Source organism: uncultured Gemella sp. (assembly GCF_963529685.1).
Lineage (GTDB): Bacteria > Bacillota > Bacilli > Staphylococcales > Gemellaceae > Gemella.
The window spans coordinates 13,250-28,796 of record NZ_CAUSAI010000006.1; the positions used below are offsets into that span (position 1 = coordinate 13,250).

Below are 15,547 nucleotides of genomic sequence, written 5' to 3' on the forward strand. Positions count from 1 at the left end.
TATGATAAGAAAAACAAAAATAGAAGAGTTGGAGTGTGTTTTAGAGATTATAGAAGACGGTAGAGAATTTCTAAGACAACAAGGTATAAATCAATGGCAATATGGCTCGCCAAGTAAAGAAGATATTATTAAAGATATAAACAAAAGTCTTTCTTATGTCTACAAAAAATCTGGAGTGATTGTTGCAACCGCAATGTTAACTCCATACGATGAAGATTACGAAAACTATCCTTCAGTTTGGTTAGAAAACAGTAGTTATTTGGCTATTCATCGTTTAGCTACATCAAAAAAATTACGTAATCAGGGAATTGCTCGTGAATTTATGGAATCTATTTATTTTTTTGCTAAATCTCAAAATATAAAATTTTTAAGAATAGATACTCATATAGATAATAAAATAATGAGAAAATTTTTAAGTAGATTTGGATTTAAAGAAAAAGGTGTTATAAAATTAACTATGAAAAATATTTTGGATGACAAAGAAAGGGTAGCGTATGAATTAGAAGTAAAACAAAGAAAAGTTTCATGTGAAACAATTAGAGATGAAACAAGATAATATAGAAGTTCCACATGAAACATTCATAAGATAATTTAAAATTTCGATAGTTTCATGTGAAACAAAAAAAGGAGGAAAATGAAATTTTATTCTTATGGATACTTACAAAGTAAAATAGCGCAAAACAACGTTGTAGGGATAGTTGTTGTAGGTGTGCTACTTTTAGTGTTATTATTCAGTTTGTTTAAATATTATAAAAATAGACAAGATACAAAATATAGAGAGTTATCAATTATATTAGTATTAGGAATGGTATTAGCGATAACTATAGGTATAGGAAACTACAAAGATAAATCTGTTTCCTCTAATCAATACAGAAGTTCTGTACAATTCATTGAAAAAATAGCGAAGCATTTAAATGTAGAAAAAACACGTATTTACATCAATAGTGAGGCATCTATAGAAAATGCATTTGTGAAAATAGATAATTCTTATTATAGAGTAATAAACAGCGGCAAAAAAGATGATTACTTATTAGAAAAAATTGAATTGGTAGATCCAATAGTTGAGAAAGTGGAGGTAAATAAATAATGCAACTTTCATATATAGATATAGCAATAAAATTAGCGTTAGGATTACTATCATTAGTATTTGTTATAAATGTATCAGGTAAAGGTAACTTAGCACCAGCATCAGCGAGTGATCAAGTGCAAAACTACGTACTCGGGGGAATAATTGGTGGAGTAATTTATAACCAAGCAATTTCGATTTTACAATATATAAACATTCTATTAATTTGGGTGATTTTAGTACTTACACAAAAGTGGTTAAAAACAAATAATATGTTTTTCAAAAAAATAGTAGACGGTCAACCTACTACAGTAATAAAAAATGGAAAAATAGATGTAGAAGCTACGAGAAAAAGTGGCTTATCTGCGAATGATTTAGCTTTTAAACTAAGAAATCAAGGAATCTATAGTATTAAAAAAGTAAAAAGAGCTGTTTTAGAGCAAAACGGACAATTAATCGTAGTATTAGAAGGAGATGAAAATCCTAAATATCCAGTAATAACAGACGGTAACATTCTAGTGAATTCATTAGAGTCTATGAATAAAATAGAAGAATGGTTAAAAGAAACTTTATTGGAATTAGGATACGAAGATACATCTAAAATATTCTTAGCGGAGTACGACAAAGGTCAACTACACATAATAGAATATTAAAATAATAATATTATTAAACAAGAATAAAGAAATTACAGAAGACAATATAAAACGATAAAAATAAAAAAATAGTAATACAACTTAATATTATTAAAAAGAAAGCAGAAAATTGATTTCCAATTTTCTGCTATTTAAATACTATTTATCGGCGTTAATAAAATCGAAAGAAGAATCTTCTTGGAATTTTTTAACGACATAAGAGCAAGAAGCTTTAATTTTTTTGTTTTGAACTGCCATATCTTTAACAAGAACATCTAATAATTTACCAGCAACCCCCTGACCACGAAGAGAAGAATCAACAAATGTGTGATCAGCGAGAACTACATTAGGATTACTAGTAGTAGCATAGGTGATTTCAGCTATAACTCTACCATTTTCATCATATTTAACAAAACCGTTATTTATTTTAGTAAATTCCATATAAACCTCCTAGGATAATCATATTGTAATATGAGTGTTATTATTGTTATTATATCATAAAAAAGGAGAAAAGTAGCTGTAATTGAATTAATATAGGTGAGGGGATAGAAAAAAGGAAGAAGAGCAAAGGAATTATTATACTTGACAAAAGTATATACGTAGGATATCCTAATTATAAAGGAGATGATATTTATGAATCAAATTATCAATGAATACACAACATTATCACAATGGGGGAATTCAAAAGCTACAAGAATACCAACAAGTGTTTTAAAATTATTAAATATTGATGTTAATCAGAGGTTCTTAATTTCGGTGCAAGGAGAATCAATTGTGTTAACTCCAGAAGTAAAACAACCTAATACTATACATGAGTTGTTTTCTAATTGGGAGGATGATGGAATCCGTCATAATGAAAATGATTGGGGAGAAGCCAAAGGGAGAGAATTAAAATGGTAGTAACACAAGGAGATATTTTTTTTGTAGATTTTAATCCTAGCATTGGTCATGAACAAAGAAATAAGAGACCCGCAATTGCGCTTAGCCATGATTTAGTGGTTAGATTTGGAGGGTTAACTATTGTAGCACCAATATCTACAACAAAAAGAGAGTATCCTACATATCATTCTTTAAAAAGTACTAGAGTTATTAAAGGAAAAGTAATGCTTGATCAAACTATTGCTTTAGATTTGAAAGCAAGAGGGGTATCTGATATAGAAGAAAGTATTGAAAAAGAAGAATTAAAGGAAATAATAGATAAATATAAGTTGCTATTTGATTTAGTTTAAATAATAATCTAAACTGAAAATATAACAAAAATAGAAGATAACTAGATAATCTCATCATTTTATGGATGAATTTTATAATAATCTTCTATTTTTTATTGATATTTTTTATTTTTACTAACATTGTCATTATACCCTTATTATTCTTTTTTTGTTTTTTTTACTTTATGCTATATTTTTACTATTTTTCCAATTTTATATTTTTATATTTTCTATCTTCCTTCTTTTCGTTGTTTTTTACCTTTTTATTTTATAATTTCAGTGTGGAAATCCACAAAAATTACGATTTCTTAAATTAAAATAAATAATTATACTGAATTTTCGTTTATAAAATAATAAATAAATTAAAATATTTCTATGAGTTTTTTTATTTAACATCTTATAGAAGAAAAATAAAATGTTTAAATTTTCAGAAAAAAGTTGTTGACAAATGTAGAGAACGGGTGTACAATAGTTTTAAATTTAATACATAAACGTTGAAAAGATAAGTAGATTAATACGTAGCTAAAACAGAGAGTTGCTGGGTGGTGTGAAGCAACACGGTGAAGATTAGTTGAAAATGGTCTTAGAGTTTTGTTTATCTAATAGGTGAACACGTGGGTTGCACGATATAGCACACAGTATAAACATGTACTGAATAAGGTACTAATCGTAAGGTTAGTATAAACTAGAGTGGTAACGCGAAATAAGATGATCGCCTCTATTGTATACGCAATAGAGGTGTTTTTTTATTACCTAAAAATGCAGAACTTATATAAACGTAGAAAAGAGGAAACATATTATGACAAGAAAATTTAGTTTTGAAACATTACAATTACACGCAGGACAAACAGTTGGAGATACAAAAGCAAGAGCTGTTCCTATTTATCAAACAACATCATTCGTTTTTGATGATACTCAAGATGCAGCAGATGCATTTGCATTAAGAAAAGCCAGTAATATTTATACTCGTATTACTAATCCTACTACTTCTGTGTTTGAAGAGAGAATTAACGCATTAGAAGGTGGAGTTGGAGCATTAGCTGTAGCTTCGGGGATGGCTGCAATTACATATGTATTCTTAACATTAGCACATGCAGGAGATCACATCGTATCTTCTAAAAATATATATGGTGGGACATATAACCTATTAAAACTTACACTACCACGCTACGGTGTAGAATCAACTTTTGTTGATCCAGATAACTTTGAAGAAATTGAACAAGCAATTACTGATAAAACTAAAGCTTTATTTGTAGAAACTTTAGGGAACCCATTAGCAAATGTTGCTGATTTAGAAAAATGGGCTGAAATTGCTCATAAACACAAAATTCCATTAGTGGTAGACAACACATTTGCTAGTCCATACTTAATCAATGCATTTAGCCATGGTGTAGATATTATTATTCACTCTGCAACTAAATTCATTGGAGGACACGGTACATCAATTGGTGGAGTTATCGTAGACAGTGGTAAGTTTGACTGGGAAGGTAGTGGAAAATTCCCACAATTAGTTGTTGAAGATCCAAGTTACCATAACTTGAGTTATACAAGAGATGTAGGAGCTGCGGCGTTCATTACAAATGTAAGAACACAGTTATTACGTGACACAGGGGCAGCATTATCACCGTTTAACGCATTTTTATTATTACAAGGTTTAGAAACATTATCTCTAAGAGTAGAACGTCACATAGAAAACACTCAAAAAGTTATAGACTTCCTAGCGAAACACCCGAAAGTAGCTTCAATAAACTATCCAGGATTAGAAGGAAATAAATACTACGAACTTGCTAAAAAGTACCTACCAAAAGGAAGTGGTTCAATCTTCTCGTTTGATGTAGTAGGTGGGGAAGAAGCTGCACGTAAAGTAATTGATAATTTAGAAATATTCTCAAATTTAGCAAATGTAGCAGATGCGAAAAGTTTAGCTATTCATCCAGCGACAACAACACATGGTCAATTAAACCTAGAGGAGTTACAATATACAGGAATAACTCCTGAGCAAATCAGATTATCAATCGGATTAGAAAATGCGAATGATTTAATAGAAGATTTACGTTTAGCGTTAGAAAATATTTAATAGAGAAAAGTTTCACAAGAAACATTTAATTAAAATAATTAATATTTTATTAAATTTTGTGGATTAAGACAGAATTTTTAACACCCTTGACAGCCATTTATTTTAATACTAATACTTAAAAATATCTTAATCCACAATTTTCTCTTTTTGAATAGAGATTATTTAGAAGATTGAAATAGAAGCAAAACAGTGTGAATATTTCATAATACTACTTCTGAATAATCTCTATTTTTTTATTGAAGATAGGAATTTTAAAGATAATATTAATTTTTTGCAGATATATATCAAATAAAATATCTTTATGATATAATTTTAGTAATAATAGTAGCTAAGGGGTGAACATATGTATAAAGTGATGATAGTAGAAGACGATGAGATAATTTCTAATTCTATAGCAGGATATTTACAAAAGTGGCAGTATGCTACACACGAAGTTGTAGATTTTCAAAATGTGGTTAAGGAATTTGTGGAGCAATCACCTGATTTGGTTTTAATGGATATCAACCTACCTTATTTTGATGGTTATTATTTTTGTGAAGAGATTAGGAAATTGTCGAAAGTGCCGATAATTTTTATTTCATCTGCGAATGACGATATGAATATTGTTATGGCTATGAATATCGGTGCGGATGATTTTATAGAAAAACCATTTAAGCTAGTTGTTTTGAAGGCAAAAATAGAAGCACTACTCCGCCGTGTTTATAATTTTAGTGGATCTTCGAATCTTGTAGTGTATAAGGATGTAATTTTTGATATGAGCCGTGATGAGGTGAAATTCCAAGATAATCACGCAGAATTAACTAAAAATGAGAGTAAAATTCTTACAGTATTATTAGAAAACAGAGAAAAAATAGTAACAAGAGAAGAAATAATTACCGCTTTGTGGCAAAGTGATAACTTTATCGATGAAAATACTTTGTCTGTTAATATAAATCGACTTCGTGCAAAATTAAAAAGTATCGGAATAGATGAATTTATTACTACTAAAAAAGGTAAAGGATATATCGTCTAATGGAAATATTAAAAAGTTATTTAAAGAAAAACACGAAAACTTATGTTTTATTTGTAGTTTTTATTGCTATATTTTTCTTTATGTTTTATTTATATAATTTGCCACTAGAAACTCTAATTTATACAGGAAGTCTATGTTTTTTAGCGGGTCTTATTGGGAACGCGATGGATTTTATTAATTACAGAAAGAGTTATAAAAAATTAAAATTTCTAGAGAAAAACATAATTAATGATCGTGAAGATTTACCGAAGAGTTTGGATATTAGGATTGATTATTACCATAAAATTATAGAGAAATTATATAGAGAGTTAGAGAACGAAATTCAAAAGAATAAACAAAAAAACACAGATATGGTTGATTATTATAGTATGTGGGTTCATCAGATAAAAACACCGATTGCTGCGATGAATTTTCTATTAGATAATGAAGAAGTAGATCAGAAAAACTTACAGCAAGAATTGTTTAAAATAGAACGTTATGTTGAGATGGTTCTGACGTATATAAGATTAGATAGCACGTCATCAGATTACGTTATAACTAAGATTAATCTTGATGAAGTTGTGAAAGATAGTGTGAAAAAATATGCGACTATATTCATTAATAAAAAAATAAAATTAAACTATGTTTCACATGAAACAATGGTAATTAGTGATAAAAAATGGTTGAGCTTCGCTTTCGAACAAATACTAGGTAATAGTGTGAAGTACTCTAGCACTGGTGGAGAAATTACTATAGAAACCTATGAAAATAGACTTGTTATAGAAGATAAAGGGATAGGAATCAAAGAAGAAGATTTACCTCGAATTTTCGAAAAAGGTTTTACAGGTTTTAATGGAAGATATGAAAAAAAATCGAGCGGCTTAGGTTTGTATTTATGTAAAAAAACTCTAGATAAACTTGGACATCATATTGAAATTTCTTCAAAAGTAGGTGAAGGAACTAGAGTAGAAATAACATTCCCGAAAGAAGATACTTTGAGGGATTAGGGCTAGATATGAAGATATTTTATTACGTTGAATATTCATAGGAAAAACTCAAGTAACTTCAATAGCAAATAAAAACTAATAAATATCCCAATCTTACAAAAGTGTAAGGTTGGGAGCTTTTTTGTAAGGAAAATCGATAGAATCTGTAAGAAAAGTAAGGTAGAATATAAATATAAACAACGAGGAAGTTGTAGAAAAGTTCGAACTAGATAGATTAAATAAAAAGAATTTAGGAGTGATAAAAATGTTATTAGAAGTCAACAATGTAAGAAAAGTTTATACAACAAGATTAAGTACTCAAAGTACAGAAGCGTTAAAAAATGTAAATTTTGCAGTAGATAATGGTGAATATGTAGCGATTATGGGTGAGAGTGGAAGTGGTAAAACTACTTTATTAAATATTATTGCAACATTCGATAAAGCAACGTCAGGAAATGTGAATTTAAACAATTTAGATTTAAGCAAGTTGAAAGATAAAGACTTAGCGAATTTCCGCCGTGACAATCTAGGATTCGTCTTCCAAGATTTCAACCTACTGGATAATTTCTCTATAAAAGATAATATCTTATTACCGTTAGTGCTAGCTAATAAAAAATATAAAGATATGGAAAAAAGATTAGAGAAAGTAACTAAACCTTTAGGAATTGATAAATTAATCAATAAGTATCCATATGAAGTATCTGGCGGTCAACGTCAAAGGGTTGCGGTAGCGCGTGCGATTATTACGAATCCAGCACTTATCTTAGCAGATGAACCTACAGGAGCACTAGATTCAAAATCAACAGATCAACTGTTAGAAGTTTTTGAAAAACTTAATAACGTAGGACAAACAATTATTATGGTTACGCACTCTGTGAAAACAGCAGCTCGTGCTAAACGTGTATTATTTATTAAAGACGGAGTAGTCTTCCATGAACTTAGAAAAGGAAATGCGACTACAAGTGAGATGTTCCAAAAAATTAATGATACGTTAACTTTAATGCAGGCAGGTGAGTAAGATGAGCTTCTTTTATAGCAAATTTGCTTTAAACAACCTTGTAAAAAACAAACGATTTATAATACCTTATGTATTATCTACAATTTTCACAATAATGTCGTTTTATATCTTGTCATCTTTAGCCTTTGGGGATAACTTAAACAAACTTCCAAATGGTATTGAAGCGACTAAACAGGTGTTAAGTTTAGGAATAATTGTAATAGCAATTTTTTCTACAATATTCTTATTTTACACTTACAGTTTTTTAGTAAAACGTAGGGTAAAAGAATTTGGGTTGTATGCCGTGTTAGGTATGACAAAAAAACAAATAGCAAAAATTTTAGTGCTAGAAACGATTTTTATCGCTATAACTACCATAGTAGTCGGTATTGGATTAGGTATTTTATTCGATAAACTTATGCTGTTAATACTATTGAAATTATTCTCGGCAACGGTTACTTTCGGTTTTAGTATTACGCCGATAGCTATAGTATTCTCAGTATTATTATTCGGAGGAGTATACTTCTTATTATTACTTTATACTGTTATAAAAATAGCTAGACTTAGAATAGTAGCTTTATTAAAAGATGAAAATAAAGGTGAAAAAGAACCAAAAGCTAGATGGATTTTAGCGATAATTGGTTTAGCATTAATTGGTTATGGTTATTACACAGCCCAAACTGTACAAAATCCTATAAAAGCAATAACAGTATTCTTCTTTGCAGTAATTGCGGTAATTATAGGTACATATCTAGTGTTCATGGCAGTTAGTATAACAGTACTAAAAATCATGAAAAATAATAAAAACTTCTACTACAAACCTAAAAACTTCATCAGTGTTTCTGGTTTATTATATAGAATGAAAAGAAATGCAGTGGGATTAGCGAATATTTGTATATTATCTACAATGGTTCTTGTAACTATGGGGACAACATCAGCGTTATATGCAGGTATGGAAAAATCTTATAACGAAAGATTCCCAAAACAAATAATGATCGCAGGTTATCATTCTACTAGCTCTAAACTAAAAGAAATTGAAAATAATGCAAAATTATCAGCTAAAGAAGCGGGAACTGAAGTGGAAGACATGGTCTCATATAATTCATTACCTATGGTAGGAAGATTAGTTGAAGATAAATTTAATTTCGAATCAAATATAGGTATAGACTTAAGTAATGTTAAAATGATAGTTGTCCTTGAATTAAAAGATTATAACAAGACAGCTAATAAAAATAAAACATTAGAAAGTAACGAAATTTTCTTACATATTGATAAAAAAGGTGAGTACAATAATAATACTATTTCACTAAATGGTAGCGAGTATAAAATTAAAGAAAAACTATCAGAGTTTCCAGGAGCAATAGGTTCAGCAGCAGCGAATGTTATTGATACTTACTACGTTGTTGTAAAAGATGATAAAGAAGCGGAAAAAATAGAAACACAATTAGCTGCGAGAATAGACGAACTTAGTAAACAAAATCCAGATAGTAAAGGAATAGGTATAGTAACTGGATCAACTACAGTTCAAAACTATGTTGCATTTAATATTAAAGACACTACTAAAGAAGCTAAGGTAATCGAAAGTTTTAAAAAATTAGAAAAACAAGTGGGAATTGAAATAGAAGGGAAAGATGAAAATAAACTTACATTTAGAGGAGTCTTTGCATCATTCTTATTCATCGGAGTGTTCATAAGTTTAATATTTGTAACATCTCAAGTAGTAATCATGTACTACAAACAAATCTCAGAAGGATATGAAGATAAAGGAAACTTTGAAATCATGAGAAAAGTAGGTATTACAGATAAACAGATTAAACAATCAATAAGATCACAAGTATTGTTAATCTTCTTCTCACCGCTAATTATAGCGACATTACACACGATAGTAGCATATCCATTTATTGAGAAAATCTTAAGATTATTCTTAATAACAGATAGCAGCATATTCTTACAGGCGCTTGCTGTGACAATCGTAGTCTTCGCAATCTTCTATCTAATAGTTTATGCAATAACATCAAAAATTTACTATAGAATTATAAAAGAATAGACGAAAATAAACTCCAGAGAAAAATCTGGAGTTTTTTCGTTTTATTTGCATTTGGACTTTTGTTCTTATGAAATAGGAATGAAGTGTGTGTTCCGAAAGAACAATAAAAAAAGATTTCTCTACTCCTGTCTTCCTAAGAAGGTCATCAAGAAAAAATTCTAAATATCTAGGCACAACCCTAAAACCCCGCTTCCCGAACGTTATCTATATTTTTGAACATTTTCGTAACAATAAACTTAAAAGCTATCTTTTAATTTAGCTATATAGTATAATAATAATTGATAATAAATATCAATAAAGGTAGCTAGAGCCTTTTTCATAAAAAGAGTAAATGTTTGAATTTTATAAAAAACAACCTAAGTTCGATATTATATTTTACTTATTTTATGTAAAAAATCTAAATTTGAAATTAAATAAGGAGATATTATGAAGATAGATGGTAGAGCGATGGCTCTCTTTAATATCAAAAAAGAAGTATATCTCGTAGCGATTCTTAAACTTGTTGCCTTTTGGTGCTCGCTATTTTTTATCTACAATTTCGTAGATTTTCTATTTTATTCACTAGGTGAAGAGAGTAGAAGCGGTGCTGTATTAGGATTTATTCTAAAAACGGTAGTAGGTTTAGTAGTTTATTACGCAGCTACAACAGGGGATAATTACTTCAGTCACAAAATTTCTAAACAGGTTAGAAATACATTAAGGAAAGAGATTTACAACAAAGTAGAAAAACTTTCACTAAATTATACAGAAGCAGTAAATACTGGTAGTCTTCTTGTGATGAATTCTTCATCAATTGTGAATATCGAGTTTTATTTCAATAAGTTTGTACCGCAGATGTTTGCGACATTATTTATAGTACTTAGCTCGTTTGTGATTTATGGGAAAATTCACATCTTACTATTTATAGCGATGTTATTACTATATCCGCTTATTCCTGTGTCTATTATGATTATTATTAAGAAATCGAAAAAAGCTAATAAAAAGAATTTCAGCGATTTCTTGAGTTTATCAGAAGTATTCTACGATAGATTATCAGGTTTCACAACAGCAAAAATTTACGGCAAAGAAGATAACGTAGCGAGTGATGTTGATACTCGTAGTGCGAAATATAGAAAATCAACGATGGCGTTACTTCGTCACCAACTTAATTCTATCAATGTGATGGATGCTATTACTTATGTTTCTATATTTGTCTTATCGATTATTGCTATTTTTGTGGTGGAAGATCAGAAACTTATTATTTTCGTAATTGTAGCTTCTCTAGAATGTTTCAAACCGTTGCGTGCTTTAGGTGGCTTATTCCATATTTCGATGAAAGGGAATGTTGAGTTAGATAATATTTATAAACTTCTTGATCATCCAGAGCAAGAAAAAGACGAGACTATCGAGGTAGAATCTGGAAAGAATATTGTTCTGAACAATGTAAGCTTCTCTTATGGAGAGGAGACGACTTTAGAAAATATCAATATGATATTTAAACCTGGTACGAAAACAGCGTTAGTAGGAGAAAGCGGAAGTGGTAAGTCTACTATTATCAAACTAATCTTAGGTTTAAATTCTAACTATAGTGGAAATATAAAATATGATAACTTCAATATTGATAGTATTCCTACTAGAGAGATGGCTAAAATAACGACACTTATTACTAATGATAGTTACTTAGTAAAAGGTACTGTAAGAGAGCATTTAAGTGTTCGTAAAAATATAAACGAAGAAGAAATGTATAATGCATTAGAAAAAGTTAATCTTAGAGATTTCGTAGAAGAACACGGCGGTCTAGATTATGAACTTGCAATAGGAGCTTCGAATCTTTCTGGTGGTCAAAAACAAAGATTACTTGCAGCAAAAGCAATTTTGAAAGATTCTTACTTATATATACTTGATGAAGCCGTATCGAATATTGATGATTACAGTAAGGAAATCGTACTTAACGCCTTTGATTCAATTAAAGAAGGAAAAATTATTATCGTTATTTCTCACGATTTAGAGACTGTGACAAATGCAGATAATATCTATGTTCTGAAAGATAAGAAAATTATCGAAGAAGGAACACATGATGAGTTGATTGAAGAAAATTCATTGTATAGAAGATTGTTCACAGATCAACAACAACTGAAATCAAAATTTTTAGCTAAGGAGGTAGAGTAATGACATCATTAAGAGAATTAAAACAACTTTTAGTTATTGCTCAGGATTTTAAACGTCCATTACTTAGAGCGACTTTATTCGGAAGTTTAGGGCACTTAACACTTGTCGTATTTACCTACTTCATCTCGTTATTCTTTCTAACAAAAATAACGACAATAGCTGTAATTTTATTCGTAGTAATATTTGCTTTAGCTGTGTTAAAAGGATTATTTAGTTATACTGAGCAACTTTTAAATCACTACGTAGCGTTCAAAGTATTACATGCCTTACGTGTTAAAGTTTTAGAGAAATTTAAACGTATTTCTGTCGATAGTTTTACAAAAAACACATCTGGTGATTACATGACGATGATTACGACTGATATCGAGTTATTAGAAGTTTTTTATGCGCATACGATAACACCGTTTATGATTTATATAGTGCAAAGTTTAGTAGTTAGTTTCTTCTTACTATTCTTTAGTATAAAACTAGCATTAGTAGCGTTAATAATTTATATTGTAATCGGACTTGTGTATCCGTTAAGCTTTAGAAATGTTGGGCAAGATGTTGGTGAAAATTATCGTCGTAAACTGACTCAAGTAAACAACAACTCATCAGAAGAGGCTTATGGAATTTTTGAAACATTGCAATATGGAAAAATCGATGAAGCAAAACGTAATATCGATATGGAAACCGAAGAACTGACAAGAAGTTCATATCTTAAAAATAAATTTTTAGTAGATTTGAATGTTCTAAATGTTGTAACTTATAATATCGGGGTATTGGCATTTATCTATGTGGCGTCTTCACTTGATAGTCAGTTTGTAACTGTTTCATTAGTTGCGATGTTTATCGTATCATTTATTCCTATTTTATACATGGGGAACCTTGCTTCAACATTAAGTCAGACGATGGCTAGTGGAAAGAGATTTTTAGAGCTTATGAATACGCCGGAAGAAGCGGAAAATAGTGGTGTAGTTGTTGATTTTAACGAACTTAAAGTTGATAATTTAACATATCGATACGCTGATAATACTGTAGTGGATAATCTAAGCTTCGATGTGAAAAAAGGTGAGATTATCGGATTAAGTGGACCTAGTGGATGTGGTAAATCTACAATAGCGAAACTTATTATGAAATTCATCTCAGATGAAAACATGGAAGGTAGTATCACTATCGATGGTATTGATCTAAGAGATATAGATAACCGTTACTTTAGAGAAAATAGCTCGATAATTCTGCAAGATAGTTACTTATTCAATGCGAAAATTAAAGATAACATCACATTCTTCGAGAAAGATTTAGATAAAGAAGAGTTTGATGCATCATTAAGAAAAACAAATCTAAGAGGTTTTGTGGATAACTTGAAACGTCGCGAAAATGAGATCGTTGGTGAGAGAAGTTCAAATATAAGTTCAGGGCAAAAACAACGCTTATCAGTAGCGCGTTCATTCTACAATGATAGTAAACTTCTAATTCTTGATGAAGCAACAGCGAATATAGATATCTTCAGTGAAATCGAAGTGCTAAAAGCTTTAGAAGAAAGTAAAAAAGATAAGATAACAATAATAATTTCACATAATAAATCAACATTATCAATCTGTGATAAGGTAATTAGATTAGGTGAATAAAAAGTGAGAGGAACTTGGAAAATACCAAGCTCCTCTTTATTTATTACCTTGTTAAGTTTTTATAAATTTGTTGTTTAATAAATTGTAGATCATGCTCCTCAGTAGGGCACGGAATGTTCTCAAAAAGAATAAATCTTTGGACAGAGTACGTAGTGATAGGTCCTGAGAATGAACGAATTATTTCGGCTGTCGATAAGTTTTCGTTAACTTCAGGAGTATTTTCTTTATATGTTTGTAATATTGCTTTGAAATCTATTTTTTCAAATGTTATTTTTAAAGAATTAATAAGTTGTGTTTTAAAATTTTCATTTGTTAATATTTCTGAATAGATTATTTTTACAATATCCTTATTTTCTTTTAGGAAAACCATGCGATCTTCTACAGCATAACTGATTAATTCTTCAAGAGAGTTAGTATTTTGAGTTCTTTTTAGAAAATTTAAAAATAATTTAGGAATAACAGGGACTATTATTGAATACAATAAATCTTCTTTAGTTTTAAAGTATTTAAATACTGTTGCCTGACTAACGCCTGCTTCTTTAGCAATTTGAAGTGTAGATGTCCCATGGTATCCTTGTTTTGCGAATAATTTAATCGCAGCTTCTATTGTTTTTTTCTTACCAGGTGGGAAGGTTTCGTCATGAGATATGCTAAAGTAAGATTTTAAGATGTTTTCAGTCATAAGAGTCTCCTATTGTTTTTTTAAACTTTTCTATATCGTTTTAAGCCCAGAATATTAAGGATTATTAGAAGGATGCAAAGTGCAAGTAGAATTATTATATCATTTATAATCGCAAGAGGATTTTTACCTTCTAAAATTATTTTGCTTAAACCGTCACTAGCGTAGGTAACAGGTAGGATTTTACTAATATAGACGGCGATTTTCCCCATACTTTCAACAGATACTATTCCTGAAAAGAACATTTGTGGAATAACTATTACCGGAACGAACTGCATCATTTGAAATTCTGATTTTGCAACCGTTGAGATTAGTAAACCTAATGTTAAAGCAACCATTGCTAGTAATACATTAACTATTATAACATAAAATGGATTTCCAGCAACTTCAATATTTAATAAATATACAGATGATAAAGTGACGATAATAGTTTGAATTATGGCTAATGAGCTATAAGATAATACATAACCTAGGACGACTTCGCTTCTTTTTACTGGAGTTGCTAAAAGTCTATCTAAAGTTCCGCTATTACGTTCTTTTAATAGTGCCATACCAGAGATTAGAAACACGTAGAAGAATATGATATAAGCAATTAAAGTAGGTGCAACTTTATTGAAAAATGTTGAATCTGCATTACCATAATTATAATATTCTTTAACTTCAGGTTCTTGTTTATTATCACCTAATTTAGGATTTACTTTTTTTACAACTTCTATCAATTTTTTTACTTCTGATGCTTTTATAGAATTTTTTAAAACTTGTTGGGCTTGCATAGTTTTTGTAGTGTCTATATTAGCGTGAGTAACCGTGTAGGTATTGTTATCGTAAGAAATTATAGTGTCAATCTCGTTATTTTTTAGCTTTTCCTCGGCTGTTTCTTTTGATTGATATTCCTCTATATGAACATTGTCGATATCTTTCATTACTGAAACGACACTTTGAGGAGTGTTTACAGAAGCAACAGTAATTTCAGAATTTGTGTTTGCTGAAAAGACTATGCTAATTAACCACATTATAAAAATTGGAGCGATGAACATCATAGCTAAAGTTCTTTTATCTCTAAAAAACTCCTTAAAAACTCTTTTTGAAATAGTTAAAATTCTCAT

General features: G+C 29.6%; 15 protein-coding genes and 1 other annotated feature. Of the genes, 12 read left to right on the forward strand and 3 right to left on the reverse strand.

The window, feature by feature from the left end; genetic code table 11:
- Position 1 precedes the first annotated feature (1 nt).
- The 3 genes from RWS90_RS01890 (at position 2) to RWS90_RS01900 (ending at position 1,719) form a co-directional block, all read left to right on the forward strand.
- The gene (locus RWS90_RS01890; protein WP_314548266.1) at positions 2-556 is read left to right on the forward strand and encodes a GNAT family N-acetyltransferase; all 555 of its coding nucleotides are present in this window, start codon (positions 2-4) and stop codon (positions 554-556) included.
- A 78-nt stretch (positions 557-634) separates the two neighbouring features.
- Positions 635-1,087, forward strand: coding sequence for a DUF3290 family protein (locus RWS90_RS01895; RefSeq protein ID WP_314548267.1), 453 nt, complete (start codon positions 635-637; stop codon positions 1,085-1,087).
- Positions 1,087-1,719, forward strand: coding sequence for a DUF421 domain-containing protein (locus RWS90_RS01900; RefSeq protein ID WP_314548268.1), 633 nt, complete (start codon positions 1,087-1,089; stop codon positions 1,717-1,719). Before RWS90_RS01895 ends, RWS90_RS01900 begins: the two co-directional genes overlap by 1 nt.
- Before the next feature lie 138 nt (positions 1,720-1,857).
- Here the strand turns inward: RWS90_RS01900 and RWS90_RS01905 are convergent, their stop codons facing one another.
- Entirely contained in the window at positions 1,858-2,139 is a 282-nt protein-coding gene (locus tag RWS90_RS01905; RefSeq protein WP_314548269.1) for a GNAT family N-acetyltransferase, read from the reverse strand.
- 192 nt (positions 2,140-2,331) lie between these two features.
- On the opposite strand from RWS90_RS01905, the gene RWS90_RS01910 reads away from it, so the two are divergent.
- The 9 genes from RWS90_RS01910 to RWS90_RS01950 all read left to right on the forward strand — a co-directional run bounded on the left by RWS90_RS01910 (position 2,332) and on the right by RWS90_RS01950 (position 13,762).
- Positions 2,332-2,598: an AbrB/MazE/SpoVT family DNA-binding domain-containing protein gene (locus RWS90_RS01910; protein WP_314548270.1), complete on the forward strand. Its 267-nt coding sequence runs from the start codon at positions 2,332-2,334 to the stop codon at positions 2,596-2,598.
- The gene (locus RWS90_RS01915) at positions 2,592-2,927 is read left to right on the forward strand and encodes a type II toxin-antitoxin system PemK/MazF family toxin (protein WP_314548271.1); all 336 of its coding nucleotides are present in this window, start codon (positions 2,592-2,594) and stop codon (positions 2,925-2,927) included. The genes RWS90_RS01910 and RWS90_RS01915 overlap by 7 nt, the downstream gene beginning before the upstream one ends.
- Positions 2,928-3,391: 464 nt before the next feature.
- Positions 3,392-3,629 (forward strand) — a binding site (T-box leader).
- A 76-nt stretch (positions 3,630-3,705) separates the two neighbouring features.
- Positions 3,706-4,983 (forward strand): O-acetylhomoserine aminocarboxypropyltransferase/cysteine synthase family protein, encoded by a 1,278-nt coding sequence (locus RWS90_RS01920; RefSeq protein WP_314548272.1) that lies wholly within the window; start codon positions 3,706-3,708, stop codon positions 4,981-4,983.
- A 343-nt stretch (positions 4,984-5,326) separates the two neighbouring features.
- Positions 5,327-5,995, forward strand: coding sequence for a response regulator transcription factor (locus tag RWS90_RS01925; protein WP_314548273.1), 669 nt, complete (start codon positions 5,327-5,329; stop codon positions 5,993-5,995).
- Positions 5,995-6,981, forward strand: a complete 987-nt coding sequence (locus RWS90_RS01930) for a sensor histidine kinase (RefSeq protein WP_314548274.1) — start codon at positions 5,995-5,997, stop codon at positions 6,979-6,981. Before RWS90_RS01925 ends, RWS90_RS01930 begins: the two co-directional genes overlap by 1 nt.
- A 244-nt stretch (positions 6,982-7,225) precedes the next feature.
- Entirely contained in the window at positions 7,226-7,978 is a 753-nt protein-coding gene (locus tag RWS90_RS01935; RefSeq protein ID WP_314548275.1) for an ABC transporter ATP-binding protein, read from the forward strand.
- Between the two features lies 1 nt (position 7,979).
- On the forward strand, positions 7,980-10,004 hold the full coding sequence (locus RWS90_RS01940; protein WP_314548276.1) for an ABC transporter permease: 2,025 nt from the start codon (positions 7,980-7,982) through the stop codon (positions 10,002-10,004).
- Between the two features lie 426 nt (positions 10,005-10,430).
- Complete coding sequence (locus RWS90_RS01945) at positions 10,431-12,152, forward strand: ATP-binding cassette domain-containing protein (RefSeq protein ID WP_314548278.1); 1,722 nt, start codon at positions 10,431-10,433, stop codon at positions 12,150-12,152.
- The gene (locus RWS90_RS01950) at positions 12,152-13,762 is read left to right on the forward strand and encodes an ABC transporter ATP-binding protein (RefSeq protein ID WP_314548279.1); all 1,611 of its coding nucleotides are present in this window, start codon (positions 12,152-12,154) and stop codon (positions 13,760-13,762) included. Before RWS90_RS01945 ends, RWS90_RS01950 begins: the two co-directional genes overlap by 1 nt.
- A gap of 43 nt (positions 13,763-13,805) precedes the next feature.
- On the opposite strand, the gene RWS90_RS01955 is transcribed toward RWS90_RS01950, so the two are convergent.
- Positions 13,806-14,444: a TetR/AcrR family transcriptional regulator gene (locus tag RWS90_RS01955; protein WP_314548280.1), complete on the reverse strand. Its 639-nt coding sequence runs from the start codon at positions 14,442-14,444 to the stop codon at positions 13,806-13,808.
- Positions 14,445-14,464: 20 nt separating this feature from the next.
- On the reverse strand, positions 14,465-15,547 hold the full coding sequence (locus RWS90_RS01960) for an ABC transporter permease (protein WP_314548281.1): 1,083 nt from the start codon (positions 15,545-15,547) through the stop codon (positions 14,465-14,467).

Bases quoted from the DNA above. Each gene is read 5' to 3' on its own strand.
- RWS90_RS01890 (WP_314548266.1), top strand. From the start codon at position 2: ATGATAAGAAAAACAAAAATAGAAGAGTTGGAGTGTGTTTTAGAGATT.
- RWS90_RS01895 (WP_314548267.1), top strand. From the start codon at position 635: ATGAAATTTTATTCTTATGGATACTTACAAAGTAAAATAGCGCAAAAC.
- RWS90_RS01900 (WP_314548268.1), top strand. From the start codon at position 1,087: ATGCAACTTTCATATATAGATATAGCAATAAAATTAGCGTTAGGATTA.
- RWS90_RS01905 (WP_314548269.1), bottom strand. From the start codon at position 2,139: ATGGAATTTACTAAAATAAATAACGGTTTTGTTAAATATGATGAAAAT.
- RWS90_RS01910 (WP_314548270.1), top strand. From the start codon at position 2,332: ATGAATCAAATTATCAATGAATACACAACATTATCACAATGGGGGAAT.
- RWS90_RS01915 (WP_314548271.1), top strand. From the start codon at position 2,592: ATGGTAGTAACACAAGGAGATATTTTTTTTGTAGATTTTAATCCTAGC.
- RWS90_RS01920 (WP_314548272.1), top strand. From the start codon at position 3,706: ATGACAAGAAAATTTAGTTTTGAAACATTACAATTACACGCAGGACAA.
- RWS90_RS01925 (WP_314548273.1), top strand. From the start codon at position 5,327: ATGTATAAAGTGATGATAGTAGAAGACGATGAGATAATTTCTAATTCT.
- RWS90_RS01930 (WP_314548274.1), top strand. From the start codon at position 5,995: ATGGAAATATTAAAAAGTTATTTAAAGAAAAACACGAAAACTTATGTT.
- RWS90_RS01935 (WP_314548275.1), top strand. From the start codon at position 7,226: ATGTTATTAGAAGTCAACAATGTAAGAAAAGTTTATACAACAAGATTA.
- RWS90_RS01940 (WP_314548276.1), top strand. From the start codon at position 7,980: ATGAGCTTCTTTTATAGCAAATTTGCTTTAAACAACCTTGTAAAAAAC.
- RWS90_RS01945 (WP_314548278.1), top strand. From the start codon at position 10,431: ATGAAGATAGATGGTAGAGCGATGGCTCTCTTTAATATCAAAAAAGAA.
- RWS90_RS01950 (WP_314548279.1), top strand. From the start codon at position 12,152: ATGACATCATTAAGAGAATTAAAACAACTTTTAGTTATTGCTCAGGAT.
- RWS90_RS01955 (WP_314548280.1), bottom strand. From the start codon at position 14,444: ATGACTGAAAACATCTTAAAATCTTACTTTAGCATATCTCATGACGAA.
- RWS90_RS01960 (WP_314548281.1), bottom strand. From the start codon at position 15,547: ATGAGAATTTTAACTATTTCAAAAAGAGTTTTTAAGGAGTTTTTTAGA.